This window comes from Paenibacillus sp. NAIST15-1 (genome assembly GCF_001894745.1).
GTDB classification, from domain to species: Bacteria; Bacillota; Bacilli; order Paenibacillales; family Paenibacillaceae; genus Paenibacillus_B; species Paenibacillus_B suaedae.
The window spans coordinates 106,713-123,470 of record NZ_BBYF01000002.1 but is presented as its reverse complement, the minus strand read 5'-3'; the positions used below and the strand labels follow the sequence as shown (position 1 = coordinate 123,470).

The following is a 16,758-nucleotide window of genomic DNA, read 5'->3' as shown; positions in this document are numbered from 1 at the left end:
AAGGAGCATTCACCCTTTCAATTCTCGAACAAGATCCATTTTTGTGAGTAATTTTTTGGAAAATACATAAGAGACCGTAAAAATAATTATCAAGAACAATATGACAAGCAATATGTAAACAGACAGTATGGAAATCGAAAAGTTCGTTAATAAAAGGATGATAAGTAAAGGGAGTATACTTCCGATGAAATAAGTCATGACAAATTGGAAGCCCAGCATTTTGCATACGTGTTCAAGTGAGGCACCGCTTATAAGCAGTACCTTATAGGTCTCCACATTTTTTTTGGTATTCATGAAAAGCGTAATAAACAGTGCGCATATTACAAGGAGTAATAATAAAGTGGAAAGTATGATTAGTGTCGTTCGATTCGTTTCCGTCATTTGAGCTAATGTATTGATTATTGGGCCGTCAGCACCTATGATGGCAAATTGGTCAAATCCCGCTTTATCCGCAATTTCTCCAACGACCTTTCTGATTGCTAACGGATCGAGTTCGGATAAAATTACTCCATTCGCTCTGCTAAGTAACGATGCTTTAAAAAAGACTGGATATTTTGTTGCATTTTTCAAGAGTCGGGACGGCGCGTCGGGTAGTGACAATGCTGGGATGATCATGTATCGATCCAAAATAAGCTCAGGTCGATTGGTTGTTACAATTTTTTGTGAAGGCTGTAAGATGCCTACTACAGTTCCAGTGAATTGTTTGAAATAATATTCTATCTTAATTTCATCACCAAGCTTATAGATGGAACTATATTCTGCTCCTAAAATGATAGGAATACTGTTTTCCTGAAGCACATATTCATTCTCATCAAAAAATCTGCCTTGGATTAGTTGTACATTATTGATCGGAATCACACTTTTACTAATTTGAATAGATTTAACAAAATGATATCCCCTATCATCTTTTTTAAAATGTTCCGTATCCCCAGATTCATAGTAAGCACCGAATATTTTGTCCCCTTTAAAATCCAGTACATCAATTGGTTGCCAATTTGCTTTATAGTATTGAAAAGCAGTAGATTGTTCCAGCATACTCGCAAATTCATTTAGTTTGTCATAATTATATTTTTTCTTAAAAAACTCCCCTTCGATTTCATTGACTAAGTTATCAGATATTTGATATATATTTTTATCTTTAAAGTGCTTCATTGCATCAACTTCAAGACTTGCTTGTTGCATATTAACAGCAAGAGCCACTAGAAATAAAAATAAGGTTAAAGCAATCGCGCTATTCAGTAAATTTAGAATTTTACTTTGTTTAAATAATAACCTGATTATCTTCAATATTTTCTGCCGCCTTTTCTTATGGAGTAGATCAATACCATAACAAGACATTGAACGATCAAAAATAAAACAAAGCTGCTTATCGTAATAGTAGAGTACTCGATCCACCCACTGCCCCACGTCGGATATAGATGGTTCTGTAGCGTTTCAGCCAACACTAGAGCAATAATACCACCGCCAACGCAAGGGACTACTTTATATCGTACAAGTACGCCATATATATAAAGCGGTGTATATCCGCTTGTATACATGATATTTATGATGTGTTTTTCCCGATTCATCCAAACAACGCAGATGAAGAGAAATATTGCGATGAGCAACACAAAAAATAATCGCATCCCCATAAGCAGAAAGCGATTCGAATTCAAAGCGTATGTTCCATGCTGTTCCGCGTCAATGAGTTCAATAGAATTGCCATTGATGATGTTATTCAGCGCATCCAATTTGTTGTGGGCTGTCGTATTGAACACGAAATAATGGCCTTGCGCCAAATCGATCTGAAACGCCGCTGGCAAGAGCCATACTTCTGAATTCAACTTGTATGACGTAGTGGGCTCGAAATGGCCGATAAGTTCATAATCAGACGGAAAGTCTCTCGTTGCCGCATCTTTCCCAGCGATTGCTATATTTCTCGAATGGTTCGTTATATCTGATATACGATTTTTTTGATTGAATGTTATTGCCGGTAGAGAATGATTTCCATTCATCCAGACCGTTTTATTTCTAGGCAAATGATATTCGTACTGAAATAAGAGAAATGCCTCCGATGTCCTGCGAAATGGCTTGTCCAGCTTATCGAGAGTAAAGGTAATAGCATCCTTATGAACAAATCCGTTGTTCATCATGTTGATATAATCAAGCCGAGAAACCGTGTATAAAAGAGATAATACGATGAAACAAATAGAAATGAATAGGACATAGAATCTTGCACTTTTCCTTAACATCAAATTGATCATTATATACAACAGCAAGATTATCCTGGAAGAATTCATCGCAAGTTGTTATGTAATCCAGGATAATCTGTTGCTATCTCCCTAGTAAATTACTCATTTCCCCAGTAGGTGTGAGCGGTTGTAAGATCGGCAATTAGATAATCCGTTTCTGCTGTGGTTTTATCACTTCCCCAAACCCGATCTGTATCACCCAAATATCCGGAAAGAGGCCAAATGTACTCAAATCTAGCTCGTGTATAATGCCGCACCCCTTTCCACCAAGTTTCCCCAATCAACTTAGTTTCCACATTTGACCCACCTGCTTGCCTGTATTTCCTTGTTGCTTTGTGATCATCTGGTTCTGAGGAAGATAATGCAGCAAAATTGCTACTAGCATTAATGTAATAACCGCGCTCCTCGCTCCAGCCGCCAGACAAGCTTCCTGCTTTTGAAAGAGTTTCTTCATTTCCAAATGCAGTAACTGAAGAAACGATCAAAACAGCTGCAGAAACCAAGACCGTAGAAATAAATTTCTTCATCTCAACAACCCTCCATAATCCATAATTTGGCTGATCAACCACCTTTATTGTACCTTATTGACCATATTATGTAAATAAAATTATTGTATTATTTTGATAGATTTTGAGATAATTGAATTGCTTCTAAATTAACCAAAACTAAATCGCGTCCACTTTCGCCTTCGATACTTATCTTTGACATCTCAGCAACAATTCAATGATGATCCCCTTTTCTTCGTCCGAATGCGATGCCTCCAAAACCGCCTATAATCGCTATATAAAATCCGAGATCATACCACCAGCCTGTATTATTGATCTCGTATACACGGATTCCATCCTTGAAAAGCCCAAAAATCAGCGAGATCGGCGCAATCCAGCCATGCCAGATCCCCCAGAAGAAACCTGCTGGTGATTGATCCGTGTACGAACCGTCTCCAGGCATACAGCCGCTTAGCAGAATCGTCATGGTGATAAACACTACACATAAGAGAATAAATCGCTTGGAATTCTTCATTAAAATGTCATCCCTCCTATATTGAAATTACGCTACTGTTCAGATGATACATTAACAGCGATGTCCCCTTGACCATTTCTCAACAATGGCGCATCGCATACATCATAATCGCTTCGTTCTCACCTATAGGCTCGTCTTCGCAGCACTCTCCTGTCTCATTATATATGGCTCGGTACAGTACATTATGACGAACATAGCCTCCCCGTGGCTCTTGCTGAATCCATTGTTCCTCCTCATACAATTAAGTTTGTAAATTTGAAGGAACCGTACATCTCCATTCACCATTTAAATACTGCTCGTCATGATATAGTCGCAATGACACATTGAAATTTCATTGCTTTTTCAGGGTCAATATGATATATTAGTTCTTCTCTTTCCATATTTTGATGTGTTTCAACAAAGAAGTGGGAGAGATCACACAATCCTTTCTTAGGAGGTAACTGAAGGTGAGCGACACGTTTCAAAGTGCCTTTCAAGAAGAGCAGCACCGTCTGAAAGACACGCTCGACATCATCGAGCAGCAATACGACAAAGTTCATAATGTAGCCCCTTATACTGGGCACGACTTTACGCTGCAAGTATTAGAGGACAACCGCAAGCAGCAGGAAGAACGCTTGGCTCAAGCCCGGAAAGAGCCTTATTTCGGAAGAATCGATTTCGAAGAAAACGGAAAAGATGAAGCACTCAAGCTGTATGTCGGCAAACGAGGCGTTCATCGCAGTGCAGAAGTCGAGAATGAAGCGTACCCGCTAGTGATTGACTGGAGAGCCCCGATTGCGAGCTTATTCTATTCCTTCTCCGGCGGCACCGCTCCGGTATCTTATGATTCATTAGACGGCCCTATCGAGGGCATCGTACATCTCAAGCGCAATCTGGCGATACGCAGCCAACAATTGCAAAGAGTCGTCGATACCTACAATCGCTCGGAAGGCGACAGCCATGTCACAGACGAATTTCTCGTCTACCGATTAGGAGAGAACAAGGACAATCGACTGCGCGATATCGTATCTACGATTCAAGCGGAGCAGGATCGCATCATTCGAGCTCCGAAGAATACTGCCTTGTTCATACAAGGGGTCGCTGGTAGCGGTAAGACAACCGTTGCTCTGCACCGACTTGCTTACTTGCTTTATCAATATCAGGAGCAGATTCGTGCCGAGAAGATGATGATTTTTGCGCCCAACCGCATGTTCCTGAACTATATATCCGATGTCTTGCCTGAACTGGGTGTCGGCAACATCCAGCAGCAGACGTTCCCTGAGTGGGCTTTAGCGGTAATGGATATGGAGTTGTCCGTAACACTCGCATCTCCGATGGAGCAAGTGGAGAAATGGTACGGTTCCTTGGATTCGCGTCCAGTTCTTGACGACCAAGTCTCTGGACGATTCAAAGGTTCCCTATCCTTGCTGTCTCATATGGATCAGCTTATGAAGGAGTACGAGCAGAACGCGGTGCCAAGCGGCGACTTCTCTCCTTGGGACGGAACCGTTCTCCCATATGCAACCATATACAGCTGGTTCCATGAAGAGTACCGCTCTTACGAGCCAGCCAAGCGCAAGGAGCGCGTTATGGCCCGCATTCAGCGCTGGATTCAGATGGAACTGAAGCGAGTACACTCCAAGACTGTGCTGAAGGATAAGAAGAAGCTGTCAACGCAGCGTCTCAAAGCCTATATGAAGAAATGGCCTGTCCTCGATACATGGCAAATGTATCGCTCCCTGTTCGAACCGAGGAAACAGGGCGACACGGATAGCGACAGCAGTATCGCCATTCCAGAGCCCGTGCGCAAAGAAACCTTAGCGTATTTGAAGAAAAAAGTGGTTCGTCACGAGGATCTGGCAGCACTGCTCTATTTGCATTCCCGCTTGCACGGGATTCCATCTGAGTACCGATACGACCATATCGTCATCGATGAGGCGCAAGACTTCTCGCCATTACAAATTGCTGTACTCGACCACTTTGCCAAAAACCACTCCTTTACCATCTTAGGAGACCTCTCACAAGGGATTCATGCGTATGCCGGTATTCACGACTGGTCAGAGATGCGAGAACTGTTCGAAGAGGAGGCAACGGATTACTTCGCCTTAACACGCAGTTACCGTTCGACGATGGAAATCATCCGGTTCGCAAACGTCATCCTAGAACGAGGTGTAGGAACAGACATGTTGGCCGTTCCGGTATTCCGCAGCGGTCAGAAGGTTCGTATTGTCAGCAGCAAGGCGAACGAGAGACCCGGACAGCTGAAGCAGATTATCACTGATTTCCAAGACAATGGGCATAATACGATTGCCTTATTGACTCGAACAGCGGATGAAGCCAGGGAACTGCACGCAGCACTCCATGCAAATATCGATGGAGAACTGAAGCACAGCATCCACCTGATTGATGGCAACGAGCAGCAATACGAAGGCGGAATATCTGTTCTTCCGGTATACTTGTCCAAAGGCTTGGAATTTGATGCGGTTCTTGTTCTTGACGTCGATGAGCATCGATATCCATGCAGCTTGCTTGATGCGAAGCTGTTGTATGTCGGCTGTACTCGTGCGCTGCACGAGCTGTGGATTGTTCACGAACCTGCGAATCAGCTATCGCCGCTCGTGTGCACAGATGATGAAGATACGGTCGAATTGATGTCTTAACCGATTTGATCACTAAACCTATCAGCTTGTTCAAACAAAGGGACATTCTCTAGCAGCAGTAATATCTAGATGAATGTCCTTTGTTGTATGTTTCGCCATTATATGAACTTGCAAAACCATATTCCGCCCTTACAAGTGAACTTGCTTATACTGTAGCACACAGGTAGTGCCCTCGTCTGGGCGGCTGTAGTACGATATCGTGCCATTCATCGATTTCACCAGACTAATAACGACCATTAGACCGAGCCCTGTTCCCTTCTCCTTCGTCGTATAGAATGGCATGCCAATTCGTTTAATTTGATAATCGCTCATGCCAACCCCAGTATCCTTAATATGAATATGCACTCCCTCATTATCCGACCAGGTGGTAACCTTCAACGTGCCTCCATCCGGCATGGACTCGACTGCATTTTTCATTATGTTTAGCAGCGACTGCTGAAATTTCTTCGACTCTCCCATTATGTACATCGGTTTTTGAGATAGATGCTGGACAACTACCTCCACCTTCGCCAGTAAACAAAGTGGAGATACCATGGGCACGACGGTGTCTATTTCTTCCTGAACATAGAGTGGACGAGCCACCTCGACCGTTGGTTTGGCGTAATTCAAATAATCTGTAATGATCGAATTCGCCTGTTCAATGCCGGAAGCTGCGTAATTCCGATAGGTCTGAATTTGTTCCGGGGTCAAGTTTTTACGGTTCATAAGCTGTAGAAAGCCTTGTGCAGTTGTCAGTGGATTGCGAATTTCATGAGAAATGGAAGCGGCTAGCTGACCGATAACTTGATATTTTTCAGCACGAAAAAGCTCTTCCCGCATCCGTTCCTGATTTTTGACATGATGATAGATGTAGCTTACATACATCGAGGACAAATAGGTTCCAATGACAGCAATCACCACCTCTACTCCCTGCACTTGATCCCATTGATCGAAGAAGAACAGATAGCCAGCTAAATATACCGTAATCAGCAGCAGCGACATGAGGAAAATCTTCAAATAGGTACTTTGCAGCACCTGCTTATAGTGCAGGATAAGTCCAGCTGCGAGCATCATCGTGGAACCAATGATTGTCGGTACCGAGTAAATCTGCAAGTATAGCAATGTGCACAGATTGAATGCCAACCATGTACATATCCCTGGAAGCAAACCCTCGAACAGAGCAGCTAGCGCAAGAGACACAGGAGTTAAATGCAGCCCGTACAGTAATGGATCGATATCCTCATACCCAATATAGAAACAAGTCAGCAAAAATAAGATAAAGATAAATAACAGCTTGCGACGGTAATGAGCGAACATGAATTTCGGCGTGATGATGAGAAACATAAGACTTGCGCTCATAATATAGAGCAGCCCTTTGAATTCATGCGCTAATATGGAATGGATCAACATCATTATTCCTTTCCCTATCGATTCAATGCCTTGAACGTTGAGCATTCGAGTCAGCCAATGATTTTCCCGTTCCATGGAAGCCCTTTATGGAATCGGGAGCGGTCATTGGAACGCCATGCCGATAGCAATGGATAATCATACATATCCCATATTTTGCAGGGTGGGGCATCGATCGACGATCGTTCGATGATGCAATTGACCGCTCTTCGCGCAGCCTCATTCGCCCCTTCCATCGTAGCCAAATCTGTATTCGTTCGAACATAATCCGACGCAAGGAACAGATTCGGAATTGCTGTATATGCATTCGGCCGCAAGTTCCACGTGTGGACATGATTCACGAGCAGCGGCTCCATGTTGATCACTTCATGCGGGTTCGGGAATTGAATATCTTCATCGAGATACCAATGCACAATCATATCATCGTTTAGTATGGTCTCACCTTGATTCAAGCTCCGCTTCAGCTGCTCCCACACTTCTATCTTAATTTGCTCGCTAGTGCAGTGCATTGCCGGCTTCCCGAATACAATACCAGGCGTCTTCCAATCCGATACATCGATCGAGATGATACCTGCCACATCCCCATTGCCGAAATCACTCATCTTGAAATGCGGCCAGAACTGAGCTTGGGATACGGAAGTCAATGCCCAAGGGCTATCCATATAGATGACATGACCATGGATGATAGGGACATCTTCTTTCAAATAAAATTGGACGCCGTTCATCCATTCTACGTTCTTCGCCAGCTCGGGCAGTCTGCCCAGCAATGGATCACCCTCGATTAGATCCTCTGTAATCAGTTCCGCCATCACCTCAACGGGCAGTGCTGCGATATAGTAATCTGCGGTTACAATGTGGGAGCGACCTTCTTCTTGAATGGTCACGCCTTGAATCCGGCCATTCTTGCAATGAATATGTTCAACTTTCGCTCTTAAGCGATAGTCGACTCCCCCTTGTCTCAAGTAAGTCAGCCAAGGATTGATCCACACATCATTCGTAGGGCCGTTCAGCAAGCGATCCGCACTACCTCCTGGCAGCACCATATCCAGCATTACGGTTGCAGCTACCGTGCCTACTGTGCAGGCATTCGCATCCTTCGCCCGTGCTGCGACCAATATGCGTGTTAGGCCAGTGAAGATGTGTCTGAATTCCGCTGACTGCTTCTCCGCCTGTAGAAAATCCCACCATGCTACACGCTGATAATCCAGCAGCCGGCGTTCATCACAGCTGGTCAGAACCTGCCACAGACAGTTCACATAACGGTCGACGTCCTTCTCACTTAAACCAAGTTTATTATCGAATAGTGATTTAAGCAGTGTGCGCCAGCCGCGTATCGTTTGCGGGAATTCAGTAAGAAAAGGAAGCATAGGACGATTGAAGAAGGCAAGTCCCAAGTTCGTTCCTTCGATTAGATTATCAAATACGGTTAACCTCTCGGTGCTGTTCGGCCGTTGATAGGGAATACGCTTCATGGTGTCCGTAACGTGCTTATAGAATTTTGGGAAGAACCGGAATCCGTGTTCTCCTGGCAAATCTGGTCGACCATTCGTCCCCGAATTGGGAACCGGCATACTTCGTGCCTTGCCTCCTGGAATGGTTCTCCATTCATACACAGAGACGCGAAATCCACGCTCCATTAGTTCGTGCGCTGCACTCATGCCGGCGATACCACCGCCTAGCACGATCACACTTGGGCGATCTTTCCCCACCATAAACAATTGAGCACTCCTATTCCGTTATTATCATTGGAAAAATAAACTAGTTTCATATTACTATAAATCGACGGATTACAACACCTCTCAACGCAGATCTACAAGAAAAACAGAATGTAAGTTAGAAACGTGCCTCTTTCTACCATTTTTCATCATAGATTTGGAACCTATTTGACCTATTTGCAAGAAATCAACAACAAAAAACCTGCCCTTTGATTCATTGAGCAGGCATGTATTTCGTTGGGATTCACGGAGAAGAACGGTTCATTTTTCATAAATATGGGTAATGACAATTTGTCGAACGCGAGTTCATCACCTAGATGACTTGAACGACCCAAGCAATCCATGCAGCAGCTGGATAGAACAGCAACTGAGCGATAATCGTACCTACCGCTCTTGAGAACATCAAGAGCGCAAATATTTTACCTAAGCGATTCCGTTCTGTAGCATCGCCCATTGCGCGATCGGTAAGCATTGCCATTTGCGGATCGACGAAGATCGTGAGTATGATCGTAGCTAGTCCGTTAATTAGTCCAGATGATTGCGAGGCGGCCGTACTATACTCTGGATTCAAAGCAGATGCGTACAGCGCTGCCAGAACCCCGATCGTATAGATGCTGGTGACCAGACAATTCAATAGCAGCAAGCGCTTCGGAATTCCCATGATCCGCAGCGAGCGGAGCATGTTCCATGTTGGCGTTCGCAGATGATGCTTCACATGCCGAATCTGATCGAGGGATACGGATGAAATCAATTTCGGAATAGAGCCCGACACTTCCATATGACGTATCACTCTAGTTGCAATCAAGACAGCCGTTGGAAAAAAGAGCATTGCCAGCAGCGTTCCTACCGTTGATGAGCCGATTACAATACGGAACTGGCCTTCCAAATCGAATTCCGGATGCTGCTTTGCATAATCGATAATTTTCCCCGTCATTGGGCCCTGAAGCAAATTCGAAGTTCGAGATACAAGGACAATTATGCCAGTTAATGATAGAGCAACTGCAAGTCTACCTGTACGTACGCCCGCGTAGCGAACCGCATAGGACAATGTCTCAAATAAATGGATAAGCATAGTTAGTAAGGAGATGATGATAATTTTATCCAACGTGAACTCCCCCATAGGAAATCGTTGTTATACCAATTACAGCTTTGAATCATGTTTTTTATTTTCTCACGTCGTTTCCGTACTTGTCCAGATTAAAAAAGACTTCTAAATGTTGCAACTTTTTCATTCTATCATCGTTATTATTGTTAAAGGGGGTTTCGGGCTTACATGAAAGATGTTACTCGTACATTGAAATACAGCCTATCCATTCTAGTAGGCTGTCTACTTATAACACTGCTTGGTTCAAGTTTAGCCTATGCTGGTGATGGTGCCGCGCATAAGGTTCAAATGCAACCGGCTCCGATTCCGGTCGTCCGTGTGGTAGATACGGATGGGAATATTTTATCCCATGACGCCATGATTGAGAATGGGCTGACATATATCCCTATTAAGGATCTAAGCACGCATTTGAATTTGAAGGTACGATGGGAATCATACAGCCATACTGTATATATTGAAGGGGACAAATCAGATATTACGTGGAGTTCACTAACTGGCAAGATGAAGGTGAATGGCAAGGATACGGTGCTCACGACATTCCCTCAAATTATTAACAATAAAACCTTTATCCCGCTTCGTCTTCTGCAGAATGTATTTACTTATCAATTTGACTGGGATAGCAAAACGAAAACCGTTACCCTGCTCAACAATTGGTAGAAGGTTGGATAATGTACGCAGCAATAATTCCATAGAGCGAATAGATCTGAAATCTGAAAGAGCAATACGGGCTGTTCTTACCTGTACTGCTCTTTTTTATGCTTGCTGCCCATCCAATAAGTCATCATTAATAATGGAGAACAAATGAACATCCTCGTAGCGCCCTTTTGCAAAAATATGCTTACGAAGCACTCCCTCCTGCTGAAAACCGCACTTCTCCAACACGCGAATCGAGGCAGTATTATCTGGATAGCATCTAGCTTCAATCCGTACAAGCTTCATCGAAGTAAATCCATAACGAATCACCTCGTTCACAACCTCTGTCATGAGGCCATGTCCCCAGCAGGATCTGGACAACGCATAGCCGATCTCGGCACGTGCATGCTGCTGATTCCAATTCCCAAAGCCGCATGTGCCGATAAGCCGCTCCGACTGCTTGCAGTAAATTCCCCACGGAGCAATCTCTCCGCGACTATAACGCTGGATAATCCAGTTCAGAATACGCTGCGAATCAGCAATCGTCTGGTGAGCAGGCCATGTTGCAAACCGCGAAATCTCTTCGTCAGAGGCATATTCAAACATATCTTCAGCATCCTGAAGCGTCATTCCCTTCATACGTGTACGGGCTGTCTCTAGGACTGGAACGGGAAAGAACAGTTCGGTCTTGCGCATCATGATTTCCCTCCTTATGAATCTGGGGTTCACCTTATTCATCTACACAAGATCATGCCATAACCGCCCGCTATTGTCTAACCACACCCTATCTCTATCTCTATCTTCAACGTGACAAAGACAAACAGCCCGTTACCTTCAATAAGGACACGAGCTGATGTCTGTTTTAGATGCTGTTATTAGAATTATCTCTTTGGATGATTACGAAATAACAGAGGCAGAACTAGACCTGATTATGAACGAAGCTTGCCAACGAAAGCATTCCCGAATTGTCTACACAGTTCCTTCTCGTCAGCCTTAGGCGTCAATTCTACCTTCAAGCCATCCAACACAACCTCGCAGCCGCGCTGACGCAGCTTCTCAATGAGAATGTCCACTGCTGCACCATATTGTGCGTACGAAGAATCACAAGAACCAAACACGGCCGCCTTCTTGCCCGTCAGATCCACATCATCCATCTCATCGAAAAAATCAAGGAATTCATCGGGCAGTTCACCATCCCCCCATGTGTACGCGCCAAGCAGAATTCCATCGTAATCTGCCATCTCCGATGCATAGGCATCCATGACTTCCTTCATCGTAAGCTCCTCATCAGTTCCTTTGACGCCTTCGGCTACAGCTTCCGCCATTTCTTCTGTATTCCCCGTCATACTCGCATAAATTAACAATGTGCTCATGTATATAACCTCCAACTTATTTATGTACATAATATGATATTGATAATCATTATCATTATAGTGGGAGTCGTTGCATTTCGCAAGCAGCAATCTTCTGCCAATTAAAAAAGGATAAGGCAGCTCTATCGAGCTCCTCATCCCAGATCTAGCCTTCCACACTATTCATAATTACTGAAAGTTAAATGTTTGCGTATTAATTAATTCGTGTCTCCCATGTAGACGTCTTTTTCCCCTTTACCTTGCAGCTTGGGTATCAATTGTGCAGGATAGACTCGAATGTGATCTAGCGCTGATAAGGCAACCCACTCTACACCAACCTGATACTCGTCAGGATTCGTTCCTGCAAAGATCTGAGCCTCTTGCTCTGTCGGAGAAATACGCTCATCAAGTTCAGCAACAAAATAAAACTCAACCTGATGGATATCGGCATCCCATTGTGCAAACTGATGATTTTTACCGATGTACTCACGAACGTACGCCAGGTTGCGTACTCGGATATGACAACCTATTTCTTCCATACATTCCCGCTTCAACGCTTCACTTAGCTGCTCTCCATGTTCCTGGCCACCTCCGGGGAACAGATAGAAAAAGCCTTCATGATCCTTATTTTTCGTAAGCAGTACATTCCCGTCTTTTAATATGATTGCCTTCGCTGAATTTCGTATGGGCTTCATGTTTCTTCCCTCCCTTGATAAAAGTATTCTAACAGTTAATTGTACCTTAATTGGCATGCTGTCAATGCGGTAATCGTTACGAATTTGATAAATTTTTTATAAAATCATCGAAAAATATAAAGACGAACCCCTAACATTATGGTAGTATATGGTACAAACCAGGTGTCAATTATCTCCTCTGACCTGCATCTAGTAAGGTTGGCGTATGGTGTAAACGATTATTCCATTGAGAGGGGAACTGTACACGTATGAAACGTAGATCCATGATGCTTATGTTGACGCTTTTACTGGCAATAAGTGCGTTTGTAAGCGCTTGCGGAAGCAGCAGCACGCCTGCCCCTGAGTCCAAGCCGAGCGAGACTCAGAAACCTGGCGACAGCGGGACAGGTGAGAAAAAAGAAGAGAACAAGGACGTGGCACTCGCCTCAGATCAGACCTTCCGCTTCAACATGAAGAGTGATCCTCCTTCCCTTGATCCTGGTACATCTCAGGATACGACTTCCTTCCAAGTATTGAGCCATATCTTTGAAGGGCTCACACGATTGGATGAGCACGGAAAAGTTATTCCAGGTACCGCAGAGAGCTGGGAAGAAGATGCTACTAAGACGAAGTATGTCTTCCATCTCCGCAAAGATGCCAAATGGTCGAACGGCGATCCTGTAAAAGCAAAAGATTACGAGAACGCTTGGAAACGTGTTCTCGATCCTAAGATGTTGCCAGCTCCACCATATGCCTATCAGCTGTACTACATCAAAGGTGCTGAAGATTACAACACGAAGAAATCCACAGATCCAAATTCCGTAGCAGTAAAAGCCACTGACGATTACACGTTGGAAGTCGAACTCACGACTCCAACTGCTTACTTCTTAAGTTTACTTTCCTTCCAATCCTACTACCCTGTACACACGGATGCCCGCGATTCAAAATGGGCTTCTGAGGCAAGTACTATCATATCGAACGGCCCATTCAAAATGGCAGACTGGAAGCATCAAAACTCACTTGAACTGGTTCCAAACGAACACTACTATGCAAAAGATGAAATCAAATTTACGAAAGTACAAATTACAATTGTCGAGGATCCTGGTACCGAAGTAAGCATGTATGAAACGGGAGCACTTGAATTCGCAGGTCAGCCGACTGGTGAAATTCCGGTCGACCAAATTGCGATGCTGAAGGAGTCGAAGCCAGATGAGCTTCATATCAAAGGTATTGCTGCCTCGTATTACTACCTGTTCAACAATAAGCAGAAGCCATTCGACAATGTCAATATTCGCAAGGCACTGGCAATGGCTATTGATCGTAAGCAAATTGTTGAAAAAGTCACGCTTGGTGGTCAAACACCTGCATTTGGTATTGTTGCGAAAGGTATCGCAGGATTAAATGATGAGTATCGCAATGAAACCGACGATACCGCCTATTTCAAGGAAGATGCCGCTGAAGCAAAGGCTCTTCTCGAAAAAGGCTTGAAGGAATCCGGATTGACAGAAATGCCTGAATTTACACTCGCTCACAATACCAATGAAATGCATAAGAAAGTTGCTGTAGCCGTCGCGAATATGTGGAAAAATACGCTTGGACTGAAAGTAAAGGTTGAAAATCAGGAGTGGGGTGTCTTCCTAAAGAACCGGACGGCATTGAACTATCAAGTCGCTCGCGCCGGCTGGACGACAGACTATAATGATCCAATGTCATTCATCGATCTGTATACGACTGGCAGCGGCAATAATGATATTGGGTACAACAATCCTGAATTCGATAAACTGGTGAAAGATGCGAAGATTTCTGTGGATCCAAATGCACGTATGGACTTGATTAAGCAAGCTGAGAAGAAGCTGATTGCAGACGATATGGCGATCATACCAATTTTCTATCATACAAATGTTCATTTACAGAAGCCGTACGTCAAAAATGTATTTATCGACTACCAAGGACAAATAAACTTCACTCGCGGTTATATTGCAGAACACTAATCGATCGATCGTGACATTGAGCATGTAAATAGTCGGGGTACATATGCAGGCAATGTTCATATGTATCCCGACTTTAGCATTATAGGTTGAAATTTATCCTTCAGGAGGCTGGTGGAATGTGATTCGCTATGTCCTTACCAAGCTAATGTATCTCATCATTTCCTTATGGGTTCTGGCTACACTTACCTTTCTATTGATGAAGGCTGTCCCAGGCGACCCATTTCTGTCAGAGAAAGCCGTTCCTCCAGAAATACGCGCAAGGCTCATGGAGCAATATGGACTCGACAAGCCATTATATGAACAGTATGTCGTTTATTTGAACAAGCTCGTTCAAGGTGATCTTGGTATTTCCATGAAAATGCAGGATCGTGAAGTCGTTCAGGCCATCCGCGAATCCTTCCCCTATTCGCTCAAGCTCGGTATCTGTGCATTAATTGTAGCCGTCACGATCGGGATAGGACTCGGTATTGCTGCAGCAATGCGGCATCGCAAGCTGATTGATACGTCTTCCATGGTACTCGCTGTCGTTGGCGTGTCTGTCCCAAGCTTTGTTCTTGCCTCATTTATGCAATACGTGCTTGGAGTGAAACTGAAGCTACTGCCTGTCTTTGGACTAGCAGGCCCCCTCACCTATGTCATGCCCACCATTGCGCTATCAGCTCTACCGATTGCTTTCATCGCCAGATTAACTCGCTCCAGTATGCTGGAGGTTCTGCATTCTGATTATATTAAGACAGCCAAGTCCAAAGGTCTGTCTGCCGGCGTTATTGTGCGCAGACATATTTTACGCAACGGAATCTTGCCTGTTGTTACGTATATTGGCCCACTTACTGCAGGTATTGTTACCGGTTCATTCATTGTGGAGCATATTTTCGGAATCGGTGGTCTTGGCAAAATATTCGTAATGAGTATTACGAACCGCGACTATTCACTCATCATGGGCATCACCATGTTCTATGGCGTTATATTGATGGTGGCTCGCTTCCTTACTGATTTGGCTTATGGTGCTATCGATCCTCGTATTAAGCTTGCCAAAGGAAAGGAGAAAGCGGCATGATTACCTACAACAAACAGAATCCATTGCAGCAGCCCCCTATCAAGCCTGAGCAATTCAAAAAAGCGAACATCGACGAACATGCGGCGGAGGCGATCGAACGCGAGAGTATATCCGCTTGGCGCGATTCATGGCTTCGATTGCGCAGCAATTGGGCAGCAATGACAGGCCTCGTTATTCTTGTTCTGCTCATTATTATGGCCATCATCGGACCAATGTTAACTTCTTATGACTACGAAACCAATTATTTGGACAAGACGAATTTGCCACCTTCCTCAGAGCATTGGTTCGGCACGGACGATCTCGGCCGCGACATGTTCGCCCGTACCTGGATGGGCGCTCGTATTTCACTTATCGTCGGCTTCTCCGCAGCCCTCATTAACCTGATTGTCGGCGTCATATATGGCGGCATTATGGGGTATGTGGGAGGGAAACTCGATGAAATCATGAACAAGGCATCTGAAATTATATTCACACTTCCCGACCTTCTTGTAGCCATTCTACTGGTAGTAGTACTAGAACCAAGTCTTGGCGTTATTATATTGGCACTCTGTTTCACTGGCTGGATTAATATGGCCTGGATCGTACGCGGGCAAATGATGCAGCTCAAAAATCAAGAGTTCGTCCTTGCCTCCCGTTCTCTCGGCGCATCGGGAGCACGGATCTTGTTCCGGCATCTGATTCCCAATTCACTCGGCCCGATTATCGTTACGCTTACCTTAGCAATTCCTGTATCGATCTTCGGCGAAGCGGTTCTTAGCTTCCTCGGGCTTGGTGTACAATCCCCTGCTGCTTCTTGGGGAACGATGATTAGCGATGCATTGAAGGCGATGACCGTCTATCCATGGCGTATCGCATTCCCTGCATTCTTTATCAGCTTGACGATGCTTGCATTCAACATGTTCGGCGACGGGCTGCGTGATGCACTCGATCCGAAGATGAAAAAGTAGACGAGGAG

Annotated in this window: 16 protein-coding genes; 5 read left to right on the top strand and 11 right to left on the bottom strand. The window is 44.4% G+C overall.

What is annotated here, in order from left to right; all coding sequences use genetic code 11:
- Positions 1–9 precede the first annotated feature (9 nt).
- The 5 genes from PBN151_RS04230 to PBN151_RS30975 form a co-directional block, all read right to left on the bottom strand.
- Positions 10–1,287: a hypothetical protein gene (locus tag PBN151_RS04230; protein WP_072727848.1), complete on the bottom strand. Its 1,278-nt coding sequence runs from the start codon at positions 1,285–1,287 to the stop codon at positions 10–12.
- On the bottom strand, positions 1,284–2,132 hold the full coding sequence (locus PBN151_RS04225; RefSeq protein ID WP_175560607.1) for an ABC transporter permease family protein: 849 nt from the start codon (positions 2,130–2,132) through the stop codon (positions 1,284–1,286). Before PBN151_RS04225 ends, PBN151_RS04230 begins: the two co-directional genes overlap by 4 nt.
- Before the next feature lie 197 nt (positions 2,133–2,329).
- Complete coding sequence (locus tag PBN151_RS04220) at positions 2,330–2,758, bottom strand: hypothetical protein (protein WP_072727846.1); 429 nt, start codon at positions 2,756–2,758, stop codon at positions 2,330–2,332.
- Positions 2,759–2,951: 193 nt separating this feature from the next.
- Positions 2,952–3,251, bottom strand: a complete 300-nt coding sequence (locus PBN151_RS04215) for a hypothetical protein (protein ID WP_072727845.1) — start codon at positions 3,249–3,251, stop codon at positions 2,952–2,954.
- A gap of 79 nt (positions 3,252–3,330) precedes the next feature.
- Positions 3,331–3,492 carry a hypothetical protein gene (locus tag PBN151_RS30975; RefSeq protein ID WP_175560606.1) on the bottom strand — a complete coding sequence of 54 codons (162 nt, stop codon included), beginning with the start codon at positions 3,490–3,492 and terminating at the stop codon, positions 3,331–3,333.
- A gap of 205 nt (positions 3,493–3,697) precedes the next feature.
- Between PBN151_RS30975 and PBN151_RS04210 the strand changes: the two genes are divergently transcribed.
- Entirely contained in the window at positions 3,698–5,890 is a 2,193-nt protein-coding gene (locus tag PBN151_RS04210; RefSeq protein ID WP_072727844.1) for a HelD family protein, read from the top strand.
- 129 nt (positions 5,891–6,019) lie between these two features.
- On the opposite strand, the gene PBN151_RS04205 is transcribed toward PBN151_RS04210, so the two are convergent.
- The 3 genes from PBN151_RS04205 to PBN151_RS04195 all read right to left on the bottom strand — a co-directional run bounded on the left by PBN151_RS04205 (position 6,020) and on the right by PBN151_RS04195 (position 10,096).
- Complete coding sequence (locus PBN151_RS04205) at positions 6,020–7,324, bottom strand: ATP-binding protein (RefSeq protein WP_227774387.1); 1,305 nt, start codon at positions 7,322–7,324, stop codon at positions 6,020–6,022.
- A gap of 5 nt (positions 7,325–7,329) precedes the next feature.
- The gene (locus PBN151_RS04200; RefSeq protein ID WP_072727843.1) at positions 7,330–8,988 is read right to left on the bottom strand and encodes a hydroxysqualene dehydroxylase; all 1,659 of its coding nucleotides are present in this window, start codon (positions 8,986–8,988) and stop codon (positions 7,330–7,332) included.
- A gap of 316 nt (positions 8,989–9,304) precedes the next feature.
- Positions 9,305–10,096, bottom strand: coding sequence for a lipid II flippase Amj family protein (locus PBN151_RS04195; protein ID WP_227774385.1), 792 nt, complete (start codon positions 10,094–10,096; stop codon positions 9,305–9,307).
- 168 nt (positions 10,097–10,264) lie between these two features.
- On the opposite strand from PBN151_RS04195, the gene PBN151_RS04190 reads away from it, so the two are divergent.
- Positions 10,265–10,753: a copper amine oxidase N-terminal domain-containing protein gene (locus PBN151_RS04190; RefSeq protein WP_072727841.1), complete on the top strand. Its 489-nt coding sequence runs from the start codon at positions 10,265–10,267 to the stop codon at positions 10,751–10,753.
- A 96-nt stretch (positions 10,754–10,849) separates the two neighbouring features.
- On the opposite strand, the gene PBN151_RS04185 is transcribed toward PBN151_RS04190, so the two are convergent.
- From PBN151_RS04185 to PBN151_RS04175, 3 genes are all read right to left on the bottom strand, one after another.
- Positions 10,850–11,428: a GNAT family N-acetyltransferase gene (locus PBN151_RS04185; RefSeq protein ID WP_227774383.1), complete on the bottom strand. Its 579-nt coding sequence runs from the start codon at positions 11,426–11,428 to the stop codon at positions 10,850–10,852.
- Between the two features lie 230 nt (positions 11,429–11,658).
- Positions 11,659–12,102, bottom strand: a complete 444-nt coding sequence (locus PBN151_RS04180) for a flavodoxin (RefSeq protein ID WP_072727840.1) — start codon at positions 12,100–12,102, stop codon at positions 11,659–11,661.
- A 197-nt stretch (positions 12,103–12,299) separates the two neighbouring features.
- Positions 12,300–12,776, bottom strand: coding sequence for an NUDIX domain-containing protein (locus tag PBN151_RS04175; protein WP_072727839.1), 477 nt, complete (start codon positions 12,774–12,776; stop codon positions 12,300–12,302).
- A 248-nt stretch (positions 12,777–13,024) separates the two neighbouring features.
- On the opposite strand from PBN151_RS04175, the gene PBN151_RS04170 reads away from it, so the two are divergent.
- The 3 genes from PBN151_RS04170 to PBN151_RS04160 all read left to right on the top strand — a co-directional run bounded on the left by PBN151_RS04170 (position 13,025) and on the right by PBN151_RS04160 (position 16,750).
- The gene (locus PBN151_RS04170; protein WP_072727838.1) at positions 13,025–14,746 is read left to right on the top strand and encodes a peptide ABC transporter substrate-binding protein; all 1,722 of its coding nucleotides are present in this window, start codon (positions 13,025–13,027) and stop codon (positions 14,744–14,746) included.
- A 118-nt stretch (positions 14,747–14,864) separates the two neighbouring features.
- Positions 14,865–15,803, top strand: a complete 939-nt coding sequence (locus PBN151_RS04165) for an ABC transporter permease (protein ID WP_072727837.1) — start codon at positions 14,865–14,867, stop codon at positions 15,801–15,803.
- Positions 15,800–16,750 carry an ABC transporter permease gene (locus PBN151_RS04160; RefSeq protein ID WP_065291234.1) on the top strand — a complete coding sequence of 317 codons (951 nt, stop codon included), beginning with the start codon at positions 15,800–15,802 and terminating at the stop codon, positions 16,748–16,750. Before PBN151_RS04165 ends, PBN151_RS04160 begins: the two co-directional genes overlap by 4 nt.
- Positions 16,751–16,758: the final 8 nt, after the last annotated feature.

Excerpts from the sequence above, each read along its gene's own strand:
- PBN151_RS04225 (WP_175560607.1), bottom strand. The coding sequence starts at position 2,132 with ATGATGAACAACGGATTTGTTCATAAGGATGCTATTACCTTTACTCTC.
- PBN151_RS04220 (WP_072727846.1), bottom strand. The coding sequence starts at position 2,758 with ATGAAGAAATTTATTTCTACGGTCTTGGTTTCTGCAGCTGTTTTGATC.
- PBN151_RS04215 (WP_072727845.1), bottom strand. The coding sequence starts at position 3,251 with ATGAAGAATTCCAAGCGATTTATTCTCTTATGTGTAGTGTTTATCACC.
- PBN151_RS04205 (WP_227774387.1), bottom strand. The coding sequence starts at position 7,324 with ATGCTCAACGTTCAAGGCATTGAATCGATAGGGAAAGGAATAATGATG.
- PBN151_RS04200 (WP_072727843.1), bottom strand. The coding sequence starts at position 8,988 with ATGGTGGGGAAAGATCGCCCAAGTGTGATCGTGCTAGGCGGTGGTATC.
- PBN151_RS04190 (WP_072727841.1), top strand. The coding sequence starts at position 10,265 with ATGAAAGATGTTACTCGTACATTGAAATACAGCCTATCCATTCTAGTA.
- PBN151_RS04185 (WP_227774383.1), bottom strand. The coding sequence starts at position 11,428 with ATGATGCGCAAGACCGAACTGTTCTTTCCCGTTCCAGTCCTAGAGACA.
- PBN151_RS04180 (WP_072727840.1), bottom strand. The coding sequence starts at position 12,102 with ATGAGCACATTGTTAATTTATGCGAGTATGACGGGGAATACAGAAGAA.
- PBN151_RS04175 (WP_072727839.1), bottom strand. The coding sequence starts at position 12,776 with ATGAAGCCCATACGAAATTCAGCGAAGGCAATCATATTAAAAGACGGG.
- PBN151_RS04170 (WP_072727838.1), top strand. The coding sequence starts at position 13,025 with ATGAAACGTAGATCCATGATGCTTATGTTGACGCTTTTACTGGCAATA.
- PBN151_RS04160 (WP_065291234.1), top strand. The coding sequence starts at position 15,800 with ATGATTACCTACAACAAACAGAATCCATTGCAGCAGCCCCCTATCAAG.